This is a genomic window from Acidimicrobiia bacterium, from assembly GCA_041393965.1.
In the GTDB taxonomy this organism is placed as follows: domain Bacteria; phylum Actinomycetota; class Acidimicrobiia; order Spongiisociales; family UBA5794; genus UBA5794.
Genome location: JAWKJB010000001.1, coordinates 686812 through 704314, shown reverse-complemented (window position 1 = coordinate 704314; position 17503 = coordinate 686812). Strand labels below are relative to the sequence as shown.

At 63.2% G+C, this 17503-nt stretch carries 18 protein-coding genes; 10 read left to right on the top strand and 8 right to left on the bottom strand.

What is annotated here, in order from left to right; genetic code table 11:
• Positions 1–10: 10 nt before the first annotated feature.
• The 4 genes from R2823_03770 to R2823_03755 all read right to left on the bottom strand — a co-directional run bounded on the left by R2823_03770 (position 11) and on the right by R2823_03755 (position 5073).
• Positions 11–1846: an amino acid ABC transporter permease gene (locus R2823_03770; GenBank protein MEZ5175304.1), complete on the bottom strand. Its 1836-nt coding sequence runs from the start codon at positions 1844–1846 to the stop codon at positions 11–13.
• Position 1847: 1 nt separating this feature from the next.
• Positions 1848–3392, bottom strand: a complete 1545-nt coding sequence (locus tag R2823_03765) for an ABC transporter permease subunit (GenBank protein ID MEZ5175303.1) — start codon at positions 3390–3392, stop codon at positions 1848–1850.
• Positions 3393–3566: 174 nt separating this feature from the next.
• Positions 3567–4667: an amino acid ABC transporter substrate-binding protein gene (locus tag R2823_03760; GenBank protein MEZ5175302.1), complete on the bottom strand. Its 1101-nt coding sequence runs from the start codon at positions 4665–4667 to the stop codon at positions 3567–3569.
• Positions 4668–4809: 142 nt separating this feature from the next.
• Entirely contained in the window at positions 4810–5073 is a 264-nt protein-coding gene (locus R2823_03755; GenBank protein MEZ5175301.1) for a hypothetical protein, read from the bottom strand.
• Here R2823_03755 and R2823_03750 point away from each other — a divergent pair.
• Entirely contained in the window at positions 5072–5446 is a 375-nt protein-coding gene (locus R2823_03750) for a four helix bundle protein (protein MEZ5175300.1), read from the top strand. The genes R2823_03755 and R2823_03750 overlap by 2 nt on opposite strands.
• A 31-nt stretch (positions 5447–5477) precedes the next feature.
• Here the strand turns inward: R2823_03750 and R2823_03745 are convergent, their stop codons facing one another.
• Positions 5478–6002 (bottom strand): secondary thiamine-phosphate synthase enzyme YjbQ, encoded by a 525-nt coding sequence (locus R2823_03745; GenBank protein MEZ5175299.1) that lies wholly within the window; start codon positions 6000–6002, stop codon positions 5478–5480.
• Positions 6003–6158: 156 nt separating this feature from the next.
• Here R2823_03745 and R2823_03740 point away from each other — a divergent pair, with 156 nt between their 5' ends.
• The 4 genes from R2823_03740 to purB are packed head-to-tail and all read left to right on the top strand — an operon-like array spanning position 6159 to position 10431.
• Positions 6159–7430: an adenylosuccinate synthase gene (locus tag R2823_03740; protein ID MEZ5175298.1), complete on the top strand. Its 1272-nt coding sequence runs from the start codon at positions 6159–6161 to the stop codon at positions 7428–7430.
• A gap of 3 nt (positions 7431–7433) precedes the next feature.
• On the top strand, positions 7434–8696 hold the full coding sequence (purD, locus tag R2823_03735; GenBank protein ID MEZ5175297.1) for a phosphoribosylamine--glycine ligase: 1263 nt from the start codon (positions 7434–7436) through the stop codon (positions 8694–8696).
• Positions 8693–9139 (top strand): 5-(carboxyamino)imidazole ribonucleotide mutase, encoded by a 447-nt coding sequence (gene purE / locus R2823_03730; protein MEZ5175296.1) that lies wholly within the window; start codon positions 8693–8695, stop codon positions 9137–9139. The genes purD and purE overlap by 4 nt, the downstream gene beginning before the upstream one ends.
• Positions 9136–10431 carry an adenylosuccinate lyase gene (gene purB, locus R2823_03725; protein ID MEZ5175295.1) on the top strand — a complete coding sequence of 432 codons (1296 nt, stop codon included), beginning with the start codon at positions 9136–9138 and terminating at the stop codon, positions 10429–10431. The genes purE and purB overlap by 4 nt, the downstream gene beginning before the upstream one ends.
• 92 nt (positions 10432–10523) lie before the next feature.
• Here the strand turns inward: purB and R2823_03720 are convergent, their stop codons facing one another.
• The 3 genes from R2823_03720 to R2823_03710 all read right to left on the bottom strand — a co-directional run bounded on the left by R2823_03720 (position 10524) and on the right by R2823_03710 (position 12352).
• A complete protein-coding gene (locus R2823_03720) occupies positions 10524–11195 on the bottom strand; it encodes a hypothetical protein (protein ID MEZ5175294.1) in 672 nt (223 codons plus the stop codon).
• 13 nt (positions 11196–11208) lie between these two features.
• Positions 11209–11760, bottom strand: a complete 552-nt coding sequence (locus R2823_03715; protein MEZ5175293.1) for a peptidoglycan-binding domain-containing protein — start codon at positions 11758–11760, stop codon at positions 11209–11211.
• Positions 11761–11944: 184 nt separating this feature from the next.
• Positions 11945–12352, bottom strand: coding sequence for a YjbQ family protein (locus R2823_03710; protein ID MEZ5175292.1), 408 nt, complete (start codon positions 12350–12352; stop codon positions 11945–11947).
• A gap of 108 nt (positions 12353–12460) precedes the next feature.
• Between R2823_03710 and R2823_03705 the strand changes: the two genes are divergently transcribed.
• The 5 genes from R2823_03705 to R2823_03685 all read left to right on the top strand — a co-directional run bounded on the left by R2823_03705 (position 12461) and on the right by R2823_03685 (position 17497).
• Positions 12461–13348: a phosphoribosylaminoimidazolesuccinocarboxamide synthase gene (locus R2823_03705; protein ID MEZ5175291.1), complete on the top strand. Its 888-nt coding sequence runs from the start codon at positions 12461–12463 to the stop codon at positions 13346–13348.
• Between the two features lie 2 nt (positions 13349–13350).
• Positions 13351–13596, top strand: a complete 246-nt coding sequence (purS, locus tag R2823_03700; protein MEZ5175290.1) for a phosphoribosylformylglycinamidine synthase subunit PurS — start codon at positions 13351–13353, stop codon at positions 13594–13596.
• Entirely contained in the window at positions 13593–14285 is a 693-nt protein-coding gene (gene purQ, locus R2823_03695; protein ID MEZ5175289.1) for a phosphoribosylformylglycinamidine synthase subunit PurQ, read from the top strand. The genes purS and purQ overlap by 4 nt, the downstream gene beginning before the upstream one ends.
• The gene (gene purL, locus R2823_03690; GenBank protein ID MEZ5175288.1) at positions 14282–16468 is read left to right on the top strand and encodes a phosphoribosylformylglycinamidine synthase subunit PurL; all 2187 of its coding nucleotides are present in this window, start codon (positions 14282–14284) and stop codon (positions 16466–16468) included. The genes purQ and purL overlap by 4 nt, the downstream gene beginning before the upstream one ends.
• A gap of 168 nt (positions 16469–16636) precedes the next feature.
• Positions 16637–17497, top strand: a complete 861-nt coding sequence (locus tag R2823_03685; GenBank protein MEZ5175287.1) for a rhomboid family intramembrane serine protease — start codon at positions 16637–16639, stop codon at positions 17495–17497.
• Positions 17498–17503: the final 6 nt, after the last annotated feature.

The following is a 17503-nucleotide window of genomic DNA, read 5'->3' as shown; positions in this document are numbered from 1 at the left end:
GGTAATCGTCCTAGCGCTCGCCGACGCCGAGGCGCTTCTCGAGTCTCAGCGAAATGCGGCTGAAGGTGAAGGTGAACATCCAGTAGACAAGGGCGGCGAACAGCAGCGGCTCCTTGAACACGCCGATGAAGTTGAAGGGCTGGCCCTGCTGCGGAATGACGGCGCGCGCGATGTGGAGGAAGTCGGCAAGGCCGACGATCGTCACGAGCGAAGTGTCCTTGAACAGGGAGATGACCTGACCGACGAGGGCGGGGATCACGGCCCGAAGTGCCTGAGGGAGGACGATGAACACCGTCGTCTGCATCACCGTGAGCCCCATCGCCTGGGACGCCTCGTACTGTCCCTTCGGAATCGACTGGAGGCCACCGCGTACATTCTCGGCGAGGTACGCCGCCGAGAACATCGTCATCGCACCGATCGCCCTCGCGACGCTTCCGATGTTGATCCCCTCCGGAAGGGCTACCGGCAGCATCACGAACCCCACGATGAGCCATGTGATGAGCGGCACGCCACGAATCAACTCGATGTAGGCCGTGGACATCAAACGGAAGATCGGCATCTTCGACGATCGGCCGAGCGCGAGCACGATTCCGATCGGGAATGAGAGCACGATCGAGACCGTCGCAAGCAGGATCGTCAGGAGGAGTCCGCCGAACGGCGAACCGCCGCCGGGAATGTCGAGCGTCGACGGGGCCGCGAGCAGCATCACGAAGAAGGTGATCGAAGCGGCTGTTCCTGCCCACGCGGCGAGGAAAGCTCGGCGACCATCCCCTTTCCCGCCGAAGGTCGGTGCGGCAAGTGAGAACACGGCGAGCGCCAGCAGGGACCACCGGATGATGAACTCAACCGAGAACAGGAACAACACAAAGGCGAGGATCAGCAGGACGGCTCCGGTGATCCTGCCGATCTCGCCACGGGTGTCGGCGACGAACTGCAGGATCAGCCCTCCAAAGATGATGAACCCGACGGCAACGGGGAGGTACCAGGTGAAGATTCTGCCCGTGTCGAGTCCGGGATCGCGCAGAACAACGAGGAACAGAACCGGGAACGACAGGATCCACAGCGTGGTGAGGGTTCTTCTGAACGAATCGGGGAGCCGGTTCCTGACCAATGAGACGCCGAGATAGGTGGCCACGGCGAGAAGGAAGATCACCGTCCACGGAACCTTGGTTGTGATCGCGATCGGTTCGCTCACCACGATCTGCGTCCCTTCCGCATCGCGCGCTGGCCACGGAACAGAGATGGTCCACATGCCGATGAGTGCGACGATCAGCACACCCAACACGACCCCCATCACCGGGATCGACTCGTTCTGCGCGCGGTCGCCTGCGACCCTGCGTATGAACTGGCCACCGACGAACATGGCAGCACCGGCACCGAAGGTGATGAGGAAGGTGTCGGCGGTTTGGACACCGAGCGGGTCGAACACGAGCCCCCACGGGCCAAGCAGACCGGCAAGCATGAAGAAACCACCCACCGTCGAGGTCATGTTTCCGACCCTTCGCGGGGTCGTCCTTCCGGTGATGCGGTAGTAGGCGAAGGTGGCGGCCGCAAGGATCGCGACCACCGCAACGGATAGCCACACCCGGGTGAGCTGTCCCTCCGGGTATGCGCGAACCATCAGCAGGCGCGTGTTGTAGGTGACGGCCTCCCAGCGACGCGCGTCGGCGAACACGAAGCCGAGGCCCCCGCGGAGCGAAAGCAGGCCGATCAACGCGAAGATCACCGTCAGAACGGCACTCGCCGGTGTCGAGAACAGGTTCTGCCGGAGCCATACCTTCGGACCTCTCGGTGGTGGTTCCGGGGCAAGTTCCGGGACATCGGGGAGCTGGATCGAGTGGGTCATCTCAACGCTCCACCAGCTTCAGCTTGCGGTTGTAGTAGTTCACGATGGCCGAAATGATCAGGCTGCCGGACAGGAAGAACGCCATCCAGACCAGCACGATCGGAAGGGTCTGGCCGTTCTTGTTCAACAAGGTGAATCCGACGCCAACAATCTCGGCGAATCCGACAGCGGTCCCGAGTGAGGTGTTCTTGAACAGGTTCAGGTACTGGTTCCCGAGCGGTGGCAACACGATGCGGAACGCCTGTGGCAGGATCACGAGACGCAGCAGCTGTGACCGCTTCAGGCCCATCGCCTGCGCGGCCTCGGTTTGCCCCCTCGGGACTGCGAGGATTCCGCCACGGACGATCTCGGCGATGAACGACGCGGTGTACAAGGTGACGGCGAACCAGATGGCGAAGAACGGGACCGTCATCACCGTTCCGGTGTCGCCGAACTGGATGAAGTTGCCCTGCTCGACCACGCTGGCCTTCGAGAACATGAGGGGCTGACCGCCGTCATTCCCGAAATCGCGTCCGAGCCAATCGAAGATGTTGGCGATGCCCGTGCGAATCAGCTCGGCAACGGACTGGATGTCTCCTTGGACGGTTGTGACCTCAAACCCACAGAAGATGAAGGCGACGACGGCGATGAGGATCCCGAGGAAGCCGGCGAAGATCACACGGAACCAGTCGTCGTCGGTGATCTTCCCGAATCCTGCCGGGGTGCGTCGGGACTCGAAGAAGTTTCTGATCCACCATGCTGCCGTGACCACCGACGCAAGGGCGATCACCGTTGGGATGACGATTGCGGGAACGCCGTCGATGACATCAGCAATTCCCGAAAGGATTGGCTCGACAAAGGTCAGGATCGGCCACGCGAACCAGCCGATGATCCCGAACACGGCGACGGTGCCGAGCGTGAACCAACCGGTACGGGCTGGCTGACCTGTCTCCTCCTGTGTGCGCACACGCCACCGCTTCACGAAACGACTGACGATGAACCCGATCAGCAGGAAGGTCAGCCATGGGAAGAACCCGCCATCCCATGACATCCATGCGAGCCCGAATCCCTTGTTCGACGCCTTGAACCAGTAGGTGCCAAGGTCAGCCTCGGTGAGGGAAGGAAGCGTGAAGACGACAGCCTGCCAGAAGAAGATCTGGACGAGCAGCGGGATGTTGCGGATGGTCTCGATGTAGATCGCAGCGAGCTTCGTGACGATCCAGTTGGTGGAGAGTCGTGCAATCCCGATGATGGTCCCGAGGATCGTGGCGACGATGATGCCGGCGATCGAGACGCGCAGCGTGTTGATGGCGCCGACGGTGAGGGCCCTGATACCACTGTCAGGATCGAGATCGATTCCTTCGCGTATCAGGAAATCAGACGGGGCGGTGAGCCAGCGCCAGTGAAAGCTCGTGCCTCGTGCGGTGAAGTTGGTGAGAGCCCGATTCCCGAGGACAGCGAAGAAGCCGATGGTGATGGCAAGGACAAACAGCTGGGTTCCCCACTTCAGGAACGACGCGTTTCGCCACAGCGGGGTCTTCTGTTGCTGCCTGACCTGCACCGTCACGCGTTGCCTTCCTCCTCGACATGATTCGGTCACATGTCCAGCGGCACCCTAGAGGTTTCGCCTCCCGCATGCCACCGGTGGTCAGCCGTCATGGAGTGGCGCTGCACCTGATGGCTCTGGGCGCGACGGGGGACGCCCATATGGGCGTCCCCCGTCGTCTCGTTCGGTTTCGGCTCAGCGGAACGGCGGTGCGTAGATCAAGCCACCGTTGTACCACTGTTCGTTGTAGGTACCGGCACGCTTGAGACCGATCGCTTCGATGTTGCGATCGTAGATCTCGCCGTAGTTGCCGACGGCCTTGATCGCGTTCGCGAAGGCGTCAGCGGACAGACCCATGGCCGTTTGGACCTCACCGTCGCCGCCGAGAAGACGGCTGACTTCGCCCCCGACATCCATCATGGAGTCCACATTGGCCTGGGTGACGCCGAGTTCCTCAGCGGCAAACAGGGCGAAGGTGGTCCACTGCACGACATCGAACCACTCGGAGTCGTTCTCGCGAACGACGGGGCCCAGCGGCTCCTTCGAGATCGGCTTCTCGGGGAAGATGACCCAATCCTCGGCACCAGGAGTACCCGCAGCGATGTTCGCCGCGCGGTGCCCGAACAGGCCGGAACCGTCGGTTGTGACGATGTCGCAGGTCCCTGCGATGAACCCGTCGATCGCCTCAGTGAAGGTCTCCACGGTCTGAAGGGTGATCTCCACACCTGCCTGCTCCGCGCCTTCCTTGATGTTCTGCTCCGTGGTCGTGCCGGCATTGGTGCACACAATGGCTCCGTCGATGTCGGCGAAGCCTCCCTCGACCGTGAGCCCTGGCAGATTCGCCGGGTTGCCCATGATCTGCTGACCATCGAAGAAGGTGGTTGCGGTGAAGTCCTGGTTCAGATCGGTGTCACGAGTCTGTGTCCAGGTCGTGTTCCGGATCAGGACATCGATGTCGCCGCTCTCGAGAGCCGCGAATCGCTCCGCTGCCGTTGTCGGTCGAAACTCGACCGCATCGCCGCTGCCAAGGACGGCGGCTGCGATGGCGCGACAGGTGTCGACATCGATACCGGAATATGTGCCGTCAGGAGCGATTTCCGTGAAGCCGGGGGCACCGGTTGATACCCCGCAGTTCAGCACTCCTCTGGCTTGCACAGTTGCGAGCGTTCCACCCTCGACGCCTTGACCGGTGTCAGGTTCGGTGGTGGAGGTTGTCGTGTCTTCGGCGCCGTCGCCGCCGCAAGCTGCGGCCACAAGAGCGAGAACGGCGAAGAGCACAGCAAGTCGCTTCAGCATGCTGTTACCTCTCATTTCAGTTGCTTGTTGACGCGATGAGGCTCACCGCGACGCCCCGACCGTGGTCGGAGGCTGATCCAACATAGCCCGCCATCCGACCCACCGCCAGCAGACAGAGATGACAGATGCCAGATGCCAGATGTCAGATGTCAGATGCCAGATGCCAGATGCCAGATGCCAGATGCCAGATGCCAGATGCCAGATGCCAGATGCCAGAGGCCAGATGTCTGATGTCTGTTGTCTGATTCCAGATGCCAGAGGCCAGAGGCCAGAGGCCAGAGGCCAGATGCCAGATGTCTGATGTCTGTTGTCTGTTGTCTGTTGTCTGATTCCAGATGTCAGATACCAGACTCCAGCGGATGGAGCGGGTTCCATCGCGCTTGAAGATTTGGTAGTGGTTGGACATGCACAATCATCGCCGCCTCACTGTCTGGCAACGATCCATGGACCTTGCCCAGTCCATCTATGGCGAGTCTGAGTCGTTCCCCAGGTCGGAACGCTTCGGATTGGCGGGCCAGATGCGTCGGGCGTCGGTGTCCGTCGTATCGAACATCGCAGAAGGCGCATCACGCCGAACCGCAGCCGACTTTCGCCGCTTCATCGACATCTCCTTGGGATCGGCATCCGAACTCGACACGCAACTCGAGCTTGCGAAATGGATCGGCCTGTCGTCATCTGAGCGAGCCGATAGCCTGATGGCCCAAGTCAGCGAGATCCGAGCGATGCTGGTTGGTCTGAGGCGGTCACTTCACGACCAGCCCCCCGAATCTGACATCTGATATCTGGCATCTGACATCTGTTATCTGGTTCTCAGGCTCCTTGGGCGTGGATGAAGAGCCTGCGGTCGCGGGCCTGATCGAGTTCGGCGAACAGCACCCGCTGCCACTGGCCAAGCAGGACCTCACCGTCGACGATCGGAATCGTCACCGACGGTTGTCCGGTAAGGAGCTGACGCACATGGGCATGCCCGTTGATGAACTCGTCCTCCTGGAGGTTCTCCGTGCGGAGCTCGTGATCGTCGTGCTCGTAGTACTCGTCGACGGGAACGAGCCCTTCGATGGTCCGCCGGTAATCATTGAGGAAGCCGGTCTCGGACTCGTTGATCAACACGGTCGTCGTGGTGTGGGGCGAATACACGACGATCTGGCCGTGGGTGACACCCGACCGCTTGGCGACCGCGCGGACGGTGTCCGTGACATCCCAGAACTCGTTCGCTGCAGTTGTCGAGATGTGCAGCGCTTCGGTCCGCACCGGCGGCACCGTCGACGACGCGAGCACGACAGGCTGACTGGCTGGCTCAAGGGTTGCTTTTCGGGTGACGATGTGCTCGTCCACGCAGGCTCCGATCGCGTCGATGTCACGGGCACGCTAACCGAGCCGAAAGACTAGCGCCGTCGTCCATCTTCACACCGCCCATCACGAACGCGGCATGTTGGGCGTGCCCCACAGCCGGTACACTCGCGCCCGAACCGATCATCGGAAGGGACGGACATGCCCGCGTCTGTAATCCTCGGCGCCCAGTGGGGCGACGAGGGCAAGGGCAAGATCACCGACCTGCTCTCCGAGCAGGCCGACATGGTCGTTCGGTATCAGGGCGGCAACAACGCAGGCCACACGATCGTTGTCGGCGACGACAAGTTCGCGCTGAGTTTGATCCCATCGGGAGTGCTCTATCCGACCGTCACCCCGGTCATCGGGAACGGCTGCGTGGTGGATCCGAAGGTGCTCCTCGATGAGATGGACACCTTGGTGCGCCGAGGCATCGACCCGACGCGGGTGCTGGTGTCGGGGAACGCCCATTTGATCATGCCGTATCACCGGAAGCTCGACGCGGTGATCGAGCGGTATCTCGGCGACTCCATGATCGGCACCACGAAGCGTGGCATCGGCCCTGCCTACATGGACAAGGTTGCACGCTTCGGCATCAGGGTGCAAGACCTCTTCGACCAGAAGATCTTCCGCAAGAAACTCGAGGTTGCTCTCAAGGACAAGAACAAGCAACTCGTGAAGGTCTACAACCAGCTCCCTCTCGATCTGGAGGACATCTACCAGGAGTACCTCGGCTACGCCGAGCGGCTCGCAGACCATGTCACCGACACCTCGCTTGTCGTGTGGCAGGCCGTCCACGACAACAAGCGGGTCTTGTTCGAAGGCGCGCAGGGGACGCTGCTCGACATCGACCACGGCACCTATCCGTTCGTGACTTCGTCGAACCCGACGGCGGGTGGCGCCCCGGTCGGTTCAGGGATCGGCCCCAAGGACATCGACCGGGTGATCGGGGTCGTCAAGGCGTACATCTCGCGCGTCGGGACCGGACCATTCCCGACCGAGCTCGACGACGACATCGGCGATCGGCTCATCGACATCGGGGGCGAGTACGGAACGGTGACCGGTCGGAGGCGACGCTGCGGGTGGCTTGACACGGTTGCGCTCCGGTATGCGGTGCGGGTCAACGGACTCACGGAGATTGCGCTCACGAAGCTCGATGTGCTCTCCCATTTCGATACGATCAGGATCGCAACGGCATACCGATCCGAGGGCGAGGTGTTCACGGAGATGCCGCGCCAGCAGCGGGTCCTGTACGACTGCACCCCCGACTACGAGGATCTCCCCGGGTGGAGCGAAGACATCTCCGCTGCAACCTCATACGACCAGCTCCCGGATCGGGCCCGGTCCTATGTCGAGCGCATCGAAGCGACCGCGGGTGTCCCGATCAAGACCGTTTCGGTCGGACCGTCGCGGGCAGCGACCCTGAGCCGGTAGCCGATGAAGGTCCTCCTCGTCGGTGGCGGCGGCAGGGAGCATGCGCTCGGCACGAAGCTCGCGGACAGCCCGCTGTGTGGCGAGCTGCTGTCCTGCCCCGGTAATCCCGGCCTCGCCGAGCTCGGGCGGGTCGTCGACGACATCGACATCTCGGATCCGGCCCGGGTGACCAACCTCGCGGTGGGGGCGTCGGTCGATCTCGTCGTCGTCGGCCCAGAGGCGCCTCTCGCCGCCGGAGTTGCCGATGCTCTCGGCGGGCACCGCATCCCGGTCTTCGGCCCGACGAAGGCCGGAGCACGCATCGAGTCCTCAAAGACCTATGCCAAGGACATCATGGCGGCGGCCAAGGTGCCGACGGCCGAGTCGGCGACATTCACGCGGGCGGACGACGCGCGGAAACACCTCTCGTCGGTTGCATCGCCGTATGTGGTCAAGGCCGACGGGCTCGCCGCAGGCAAAGGCGTTCTTGTCACCGAGTCGCTCACGGACGCCACCGCATGGGTCGACGAGTGCCTCGACGGTCGATTCGGCTCCAGCGATGCCTCCGTCGTCATCGAAGAGCACATGGATGGCGACGAGGTCTCGGTGTTCTTCCTGTGTGGTGGCGGCGCCGCGGTTCCGTTCGAGCCGGCCCGGGACTACAAGCGGCTCAACGACGGTGACCTCGGCCCGAACACCGGGGGCATGGGCGCGTACTCCCCCGTCGATGACCTCCCGGATGGACTCGTCGCGTGGACCCTCGACCGTGTTGCTCACCCGACACTCGCCGAACTCTCCGAACGCGGCATCGACTACACCGGGTTCCTCTATGTCGGGCTCATGCTGACGGCCACCGGACCACGCGTCGTTGAGTTCAACGCCCGCCTCGGGGATCCCGAGACCGAAGCCCTGATGCCTCGCCTCTCGTCCGACCTCCTCGCCGCGATCGTCGCAGCGGTCGCGGGGGACACGAACGGCATGGGGCTGACATGGAACGATCGGGCAACCGTCAATGTCGTGCTCGCTGCCGAGGGTTACCCGTCGCGACCTCGGTCGGGAGACAGGATCACGATGACACCCTCCACGAACGCGGTGGCGTATCACGCCGGGACGGCGATCGTGGACGGTCACCTCGTGACGGCGGGCGGTCGCGTGATGAATGTCGTCGGGATCGGTACCACAATCCAAGAAGCGCGGGTGAACGCGTACCGGGCGGCGGACCGAGTCGAGTTCGAAGGCAAATATCACCGCACCGATATCGGGGCGACACGGGAGGACACCAGATGAAGGTTGCAATATTGATGGGATCGAGCAATGACATGGGCAAGATGGAGCCCGCAGCGGCGGTACTCCACGACTTCGGAGTCGAGCACGAGGTCCATGTCATGTCTGCACACCGGACACCGGACAAGGTCACCGCATTCGCGGCAGGCGCAAGGGACAACGGCTTCGGGGCGATCATCTGCGGAGCGGGCAAGGCCGCTCACCTCGCCGGCGTGGTGGCAGCCCATACGACCGTTCCCGTGATCGGTGTGCCGATCGCCGCGGGCGGGCTCGGTGGCGTCGATGCGCTCTATTCGACGGTCCAGATGCCGACCGGCATTCCGGTTGCCACCGTCGCGATCGATGGATCGGCGAATGCTGCCTACCTTGCAGTGGCGATCCTGTCCGTCGGGGATCCGGCCCTCGCCCAAAAGCTCGACGACTACCGAAGGGAGCTCGCTGGATGATCGAGCGCTACTCCACCGACGAGATGCGGTCGGTGTGGTCCAACGCTCGCAAGCTCGCCGTGTGGAAAGAGGTCGAGACCCTTGTCGTCGAGGCATGGGTCGACCTCGGAATCGCACCCCGAGAGGCGGCGACGGCTACCCGCGCCGCTCCCGAGGTCGATGAGGCGGCGTGGCTCGAGCGGGAAGCGACCACACACCACGATGTCGCGGCGTTCGTCGATCTCCTCGCGGAGTCCGTCGGTGAGGGCGCCGAGTGGATCCACTTCGGATTGACCTCGTCCGATGTCCTCGATACCGCCAATGGGGTGCTGCTCAAGGAATCCGGCGAGCTACTGACGGCGGCGCTCGCAGCCCTCTACGAGACGGTCAAGGCCCGGGCGTTCGAGTTCCGCGATGTGGCCATGATCGGGCGAACCCACGGGATCTGGGCGGAACCGACCTCGTTCGGGCTCAAGCTCGCCAACTGGGCATTCGAACTCCAGCGAGACCACGAACGGCTCACCGCCGCCGTTGCCGGCGTCTCGTATGGGGCGATCTCGGGGGCAGTCGGAACCTATGCCCACACGCCAGCATCGATCGAGGCATTCGTGTGTTCCCGCCTCGGTCTCGGAGTCGAACCGGCAAGCACCCAGGTCGTCCCCCGTGACCGCCACGCCCACTACCTGTCGGTGATTGCAGGGATCGGCGCTTCGATCGAACGGTTCGCAACCGAGATCCGGCATCTCCAGCGGTCCGAGGTCGGAGAGGCACGCGAAGCGTTCAGCGCCGGACAGAAGGGATCGTCGTCGATGCCGCACAAGAGGAACCCGGTCGCTTCTGAGAACCTCACGGGGGTGGCCCGCGTCCTTCGCGGCTACGCCGTGGCCGGTCTCGAGAATGTCGCGCTCTGGCATGAACGCGACATCAGCCACTCGTCGGTCGAACGCATCGTCATCCCGGATGCAACGATGCTGCTCCACTACGCGTTGCAGCGGGCGAACCGACTCATCGGCAATCTCGTGGTCGACACCGATCGCATGGCTGAGAACCTCGCTGCGACCCGCGGCCTCGTCTACTCCCAGGCCGTGCTGCTCGCGTTCGTCGAGAAGGGCCTGACGAGGGACGAGGCATACCGAATTGTCCAACGCAACGCGATGCGCACCTGGGACGAAGGCGGGACGCTCCAAGAGCACCTCGCCGCCGACGACGACACGCCCCTCGACGCTGGCGATCTTGCAGCCTGCTTCACCAACGAGCGATTCCTCGTAAACGCGGGTGTGGTGTTCGAGCGGCTCAGCAAGTCGGCGTTGTAGCCAGCCGGATCAATCGCAACGACGCCGGTGACTCCGACATCCAACGCGTCCAGTAAACAAGGTATGCCAGTGTTCTGAACTCGGAGCATCGGCTACCCAGCGAGGGCGGTATAGATTTCCAGCGCGATCGGAGCGATCCAATCGACAGGATAAGCGGGACGATTCTGCGGATTGTTCGCCTCCGGTCCTGCCACGATACTTGCCAGGAATCCGTCACCGACTATCAGACCTTGCGTGAAGTTGGGACCCGTGTGAAAGATCAACTGACCGCCATCTGCGGTCTCTTCAACCGCGTCACCGGCCTGCACCAGTTCAACTGGCCCAGAGGCATTCAGCACCTGCCACCAGACCGTGATCGATTCACCGAACTCGGTCAAGAATTGAGCCTCCTCGTGGTAGGCGCCAGCAACATTGGGCCCGGAGACGAAGCTTGTGAGAACCGGCTTCCCTGGCAGCGCAGCAGCCAACCGACGCATCTCGTCAGTCAGCTGGGAATCGGCGGACAAAGACGCCGCCGGGTTGCCGAATTCGAGTTCGTCCACACTGCGATTCCCTGGGAAGACAACGACTCCGGGCGTGCCATCGTCCACATCACGGATACTCGTGTCTTCGCTTTCGCCAATCGACCGAACTGTTGCGTTGTCGCCCGCCCGGTTAACCGGCGAGACTCTTGCCACCATGCCAGATGCGACGCCGACCACACCCAGGGCGATGGTGAGGAAAAGGCCGCCGACTGCCAGTCGCCCGGCTGATCTACCTCGCACCAAGGGAGCCTCCTTACGCAGGGCCACTCGTCCAGAACTTGACATATGTTGAACTCGTACCGAGCTTGCGCCCATACCAACGATCCGGACTTGGACCAGTGTCTTTCATCCATGACTGGCTGTAGCCGTTCGTCTTGTAGAAGATCAGGGTCCCATTCTCGTCAACCCCGCTTGCGAAGAGCTCGTTGCGGTACAGGCTCCAAGTGGCTGGCCCCACGAGACCGTCGCTGGTTGTGTGCCGAAGCGTCTGATAGCTCTTGACATCCTGCTGCGTTCCCGAACCGAAGTACCCGTCAACCGTGCTTTGCCGATAGCCGAGGCCCCAGTTGATGCGCTGGATGCCAACCGTGTACTCACCGTTGAGATCGCATGTCGTAAACGAGCTGTATCCGACCAGGTAGTTGTCATCCCATGTATCGCCGTCTGCCCATGTATCGCCAGAACAACTGATCGCGTGAGCCGGGGATACGACAAAGAGAGAGCACGCCAGCGCCAGCGCCAAAGGGATTGCCATCCAGGACAGGAGGACTCTCACGGTTTCGGCGCCTCCGACGATATCCACCATGCTACATGTGGGCGTCCGGTGCGACAATGACACAACTGCATCAAACCCACCGCTGCTCCATAGGCGAGCCATAGGGAAGGACGGTTGACCCTCGGCAGCCACGGTCCGCTTCGGCGTGACCTCCTCATCGTCGGACCGCTCGTCGGTCGGATTCCGATTCTCGCCCCTGATCGCCTCCCGCTAACTATCCGTGAACGAACGACAGGCGGACCGTGCGGTCGGTGTTGTCGATGTTGGTGTCGATCAACACGACCGACTGCCAAGTACCGAGCTGGGGCTGGCCGTCGATGACCGGCACCGTGATCGACGGTGCGACGAACGCAGGCAGCACATGGTCTCGGCCGTGCCCGGGGGTGCCGTGCTCGTGGCGCCACCGGCGCGGATCGCGGGGAAGGAGGTCATCGATCGCTGTCAGCACATCAGCATCAGAACCGGCACCGGTCTCAAGGATCGCAACACCGGCGGTGGCATGCGGCACAAACACCGAGACAAGGCCGTCTCCTTCACCTGCGCAGAAGCGCACTATCTCCTGCGTGATGTCAACGACCGTGGCAGCCGAACCCGTGGCAATGGTCAGCGTCTCGGACTTCATCGTCATGTGGCGAGGATATGTCGCACCGTCGATCACGCACCCATAGCCCAGATCGAAGACGCCGTACGCTGAACCTCCGAGATCCTCGACCGCGTTACCATCTGCGATGTGAGGGCGCTCGAGCACATCGGTTCGGGGAAGGTTCGGGAGATCTTCCGGGTCGACAGCGATCATCTCCTCATCGTTGCGAGCGACCGTATTTCCGCCTTCGATGTCGTGCTGCGTGAGGAGATTCCCCACAAGGGACAGGTACTCACCGGTGTGTCGCTGCATTGGTTCGACATGCTCGACACGCCTCACCACCTCGTGTCGTCAGACACCGGTGCAATGGACTTCCTCACCGCCGACCAGCAGGAGGCGTACGCGGGACGAGCGATGTTCGTGCGCTCCGCGGAGGTCATCCCGATGGAATGCGTCATCCGCGGCTACCTGTACGGCTCATCGTGGAAGGAGTACGCCGCAGGTGGCGGCCCAACGACGGAACACCTCCCAGAGGGCCTCCAAATGGCGAGCAAGCTCGACGAACCGATCTTCACACCTGCCACGAAAGCCGACAGCGGACACGACGAGAACCTCAACGAAGCCGATGCAAGGGCATTCGTCGGCAACGACCGGTACGAAGAGCTGAAGGCTCGGTCACTCGCCATCTACCGCACCGGCGCCGAGTACGCAGCCCAACGCGGCATCATCCTTGCGGACACCAAGTTCGAGTTCGGCGTGGTCGACGACGAGATCATCCTGATCGATGAGGTCCTCACTCCCGACAGCTCCCGCTACTGGCCAGCGGACGCCTGGTCCGAAGGTGCCACGATGCCGTCATTTGACAAGCAGCCGGTTCGTGACTGGCTCGAGGACCAGCCTTGGGACAAGACACCGCCGGCACCGTCGATGCCCAATTCGGTGATCACCCGCACGAGCGATCGCTACATCGAGGCCTATGAGCGCCTCACCGGAACCGCCTTCGCTGATTACCTCTCCGCGATGGGCGCCTTGTGACGATGCACGAACTCCGCGTCACGATCACCCGCAAGCAGGGGCTCTCCGATCCGGAGGGAACCACGGCAAGGCGGGCACTTCACGATCTCGGTTTCACCGGTGTGGGAGAGGTCTCCTTCGGCAGGGTCATCGCGATCGAAGTCGACGCCACCGACGAGGCAGCAGCACGAAAGCAAGTCGACGACATGTGTCGGAAACTTCTCGCCAACCCGGTGATCGAGCACTACCACATCGAGTCGGGGCCATGACGATCGCGGTCGTCGTGTTCCCGGGGACCAACTGCGAATACGACATCGCCCACGCGCTCGCGCTCGCTGGAGCCGACACGGAGATCGTGTGGCACACCGACACCGACCTCGCCGGTGCGACCGGGATCGTTCTGCCGGGGGGATTCGCCCACGGCGACTATGTGCGAACTGGAGCCATCGCACGCTTCTCTCCCATCATGGCGGAGGTCGAGCGCCTTGCCACGACCGGCATGCCCATCCTCGGCATCTGCAACGGGTTCCAGATCCTGTGCGAAGCAGGGCTCCTCCCCGGCGCCCTCGTCGCCAACAGGGACCTCAAGTTCATCTGCAAGCCAATCCATCTGCGCGTCGAGTCGACAGACAGCATCCTGACGCGGGCGGCGGCGGTCGGCCAGGTCATGGAAGTGCCCCTCAATTCGTACGAAGGCAACTTCGTGGCATCCGACATCGACGCGATCGAAGCCGCTGACGAGGTGATCCTCCGCTACTGCGATCCCTCCGGCAAAGTGTCGGACGCCTCCAACCCGAACGGTTCAACGAACGCGATCGCTGGCATCACGAACCAGCATCGCAACATCGCCGGGCTCATGCCGCATCCGGAACGGGCATCAGAGCAGATCCTCGGATCCTCTGACGGCATGGTCATGATCGAGAGCTTCGTCGCATCTGCCGCTTTGGTGCGGGCGTGACCACAGCCGAGCAATCTGCCCACGCGAAGCTCGGCATGACGGACGACGAATACCGGGCGGTCGTCGAGCTTCTCGGCCGGGAGCCACGGGACGCCGAACTCGCCATGTATTCGGTGATGTGGTCCGAGCACTGTTCGTACAAGTCGTCCCGTATCCATCTCGGGAAGTTCCGTTCCGACCAGCCGTGGGTGGTGGTCGGGCCAGGCGAAAACGCCGGTGTGGTGGATATCGGTGACGGCTGGCTCGCAGCGCTGCGCATCGAGAGTCACAATCATCCGTCGTTTGTCGAGCCCTATCAGGGTGCTGCGACCGGCGTCGGGGGCATCTTGCGGGATGTCTTCACGATGGGAGCACGGCCGGTTGCCGTATGGGACCCACTCCGGTTCGGTGCCCTCGACGACCCCCACAACCGCTACCTCTTCGAAGGGGTGGTGTCGGGGATCGCGGGCTACGGCAACGCCGTGGGAGTTCCCACGCTCGGTGGCGAGGTGGAGTTCGGTGATCACTTCTCCCGGAACCCGCTGGTCAATGTGATGGCACTTGGCCTTCTCAAGAGGGATCAGCTCGTGCTCTCGGCAGCGTCCGGCATCGGAAACCGGGCCATCCTGCTTGGCAACGCCACCGGCCGCGACGGCATCGGAGGAGCATCCATCCTCGCGTCGGCGTCGTTCGAGGAGGGTGACGAGGAGAAGCGTCCGAATGTCCAGATCGGTGACCCGTTCGAGGAGAAGAAGCTCATCGAGGCGTGCCTCGAACTCTACGAACGCGGTCTCGTCGTTGCGATCCAGGATCTCGGCGCGGCTGGCATGTCGTGCGCCACCTCCGAGGTTGCAGGCAACGGTGGCGTGGGAATGGATGTCGACCTCGACCGGGTCCATGTTCGTGAGGAAGGGATGACGCCGGGCGAGATCCTGATGTCCGAATCCCAGGAACGCATGCTTGCGATCGTCACCCCGCAACACGAAGCCGAGGTCCTCGCACTCGCAGACCGGTGGGAGATCGACGCGTCGACGATCGGAACCGTCACCGAAGGACCTGAGCTTCGTGTCTACGCGGGCGGGGAACTCGTCGCTGAGGTCCCCGCGGCGTCCCTCGCCGACGATGCCCCCGTCTACGACCGTCCGGCCGCCCGGCCCTCCTACCTCGACGGCATCTGGGCCCACGAACCCCTCCCGCCCGAAGGAGGCGATATCACCGAGGCGCTCCTGCAGCTGCTCGATGATCCCGCCATCGGGGACCGCTCGTGGATCTCGAACCAGTACGACCACATGTTGTTCCTCAACACCGTGATCGAACCGGGCCACGACGCATCGCTGATGCGCATCAAGGGCACCACGAAGGGCCTCGCCGTGTCGACCGACGGGGATGCACATCGGTGCTGGCTGGATCCTCGGAGGGCCGCTGCCCGGATCGTGTTCGAGGCGGCGCTCAATGTCGCCGTGACCGGTGCAGCTCCCTATGCGGTGGTCGACAATCTCAACTTCGGATCTCCGGAGAATCCCGAGGTCATGTGGCAGTTCATCGAAACCGTCGAGGGGATGGCGACGGCCTGTGCGTCGCTCGACATCCCTGTGGTCGGCGGGAATGTGTCGTTCTACAACCAGACCGACGGCGTCGACATCTATCCCGCGCCGGTGGTCGGCATGCTCGGATTCTGCGATCCGATGCCCTCGGCACCACCACGCCTCGACCGCGCAGAAGACGGCATGACGATCTGGCTCGTCGGCCCCGACGCAATCGGTGACTTCGCGGGATCGGCGTATGACCGCATCGTGCACGGCCATACGACGGGTCGACCATCGGTAGCCGACCCTCGTGTTGCCCGGACCGTCATCGGTGCGGCAACGACGCTCGCGACCACCGTCCCGGTACTCCACGACATCTCGACCGGCGGTCTCGCCGTGGCGCTCACCGAGATCGCCATCGCTTCCAACACGGGATGTGCCGTTCACGGACTCGACGCGGCCGAACTCCTCGACGAGACCCCGCTGAGGTTTCTCGCGGTGGGTTTTGGCGACGACCTCCCAACCGAGGCTCCCCATCGGCAGGTTGGAACGATGGTCGGCTCCACGATCGACTTCGGCCCCGCGGGATCCATCAGCCTCGCCGAGGCACGGGCCGTCTGGGCGAACGCCATCCCGCGCCGCATGGGACATGAGCGGAGCATCGACAGCAAGGCGTGACAACCGGCAGTACCAGACTGCACATCCTGTCACCGAGGTGCGAACGAAGTACCAAGGCGCTGGCCACCGATCGTGTCGCCGGACGCGCCGATCCCCTTTCCGTGGGCCACAGTGCACCTTTTCGTTGAACGGGAACCCTGGGTACGCGTTGGTCGTTACGGTTCTGGGATGACCGACTCCACCGCGACGACTTGCTACCGGCATCCGGACCGGCCGACCCGACTGTCGTGCACAACCTGCGGAAAGCCGATCTGTGTCGAGTGCAGCCACGACGCGTCCGTCGGACAGAAGTGCCCGAGCTGCGCCAAGACCGACCCAAGAGCCCGCGTCGTGCGCGCGAGGACCGCCCTCGCCGGACCTTCCTTTGCCACGACCCCGGTCTCGTTCGGCATCATGGTCGTGACCGGCGCGATCTTCGTCATGGGTTTCCTCTCCCCCGAATTGCAGACATGGCTCTATCAGGTGTTGGCGCTCGTCCATCCCCCTGCTGCGGTGATCGGCGGGGAGCTGGTCGAACCCGATGTGTACCGCATCTTCACCGTCGCGCTGGTCCACGGAGGCTTGATGCACATCCTGTTCAACATGTACGCCCTGTACCTGTTCGGACCGCGGCTCGAGCAGCAGGTCGGATCCGTTCCCTTCGCAGCGTTGTACCTCGCATCCGCAGGCGCCGGCGGGTTCGCCTCGATGGCGTTCGGAAGCGAATTCGGATGGGCGGTCGGTGCGTCAGGGGCGATCTTCGGACTCTTCGGAGCCTGGATGTTCGTCGCGTGGAAGATGCGCCATTCACCTGGCGGGCGCGCCATGTTCAACCAACTCGGGTTCCTCATGGCAATCAACATCGCCCTCCCGTTCCTCGTCGGGGGCATCGACTGGCTCGGCCACCTCGGCGGGTTCGTCGCAGGGGTCGCGATCGCCTTCTTGTGGTCGCTGTTGGCCGTCGGTCGCCACCGCGCCCGCGAGATACGAACCGTGATCGCCGCAGCTGCGACGGTTGCGGCTGCCGTCGGCAGCTTCCTTGTGATGTGACCCTGC

Coding starts and splice junctions, on each gene's coding strand:
- R2823_03770 (MEZ5175304.1), bottom strand. CDS start 1,846: ATGACCCACTCGATCCAGCTCCCCGATGTCCCGGAACTTGCCCCGGAA.
- R2823_03760 (MEZ5175302.1), bottom strand. CDS start 4,667: ATGCTGAAGCGACTTGCTGTGCTCTTCGCCGTTCTCGCTCTTGTGGCC.
- R2823_03750 (MEZ5175300.1), top strand. CDS start 5,072: ATGCACAATCATCGCCGCCTCACTGTCTGGCAACGATCCATGGACCTT.
- R2823_03755 (MEZ5175301.1), bottom strand. CDS start 5,073: ATGTCCAACCACTACCAAATCTTCAAGCGCGATGGAACCCGCTCCATC.
- R2823_03740 (MEZ5175298.1), top strand. CDS start 6,159: ATGCCCGCGTCTGTAATCCTCGGCGCCCAGTGGGGCGACGAGGGCAAG.
- purD (MEZ5175297.1), top strand. CDS start 7,434: ATGAAGGTCCTCCTCGTCGGTGGCGGCGGCAGGGAGCATGCGCTCGGC.
- purE (MEZ5175296.1), top strand. CDS start 8,693: ATGAAGGTTGCAATATTGATGGGATCGAGCAATGACATGGGCAAGATG.
- purB (MEZ5175295.1), top strand. CDS start 9,136: ATGATCGAGCGCTACTCCACCGACGAGATGCGGTCGGTGTGGTCCAAC.
- R2823_03715 (MEZ5175293.1), bottom strand. CDS start 11,760: ATGGTGGATATCGTCGGAGGCGCCGAAACCGTGAGAGTCCTCCTGTCC.
- R2823_03710 (MEZ5175292.1), bottom strand. CDS start 12,352: ATGAAGTCCGAGACGCTGACCATTGCCACGGGTTCGGCTGCCACGGTC.
- purS (MEZ5175290.1), top strand. CDS start 13,351: ATGCACGAACTCCGCGTCACGATCACCCGCAAGCAGGGGCTCTCCGAT.
- purQ (MEZ5175289.1), top strand. CDS start 13,593: ATGACGATCGCGGTCGTCGTGTTCCCGGGGACCAACTGCGAATACGAC.
- R2823_03685 (MEZ5175287.1), top strand. CDS start 16,637: ATGACCGACTCCACCGCGACGACTTGCTACCGGCATCCGGACCGGCCG.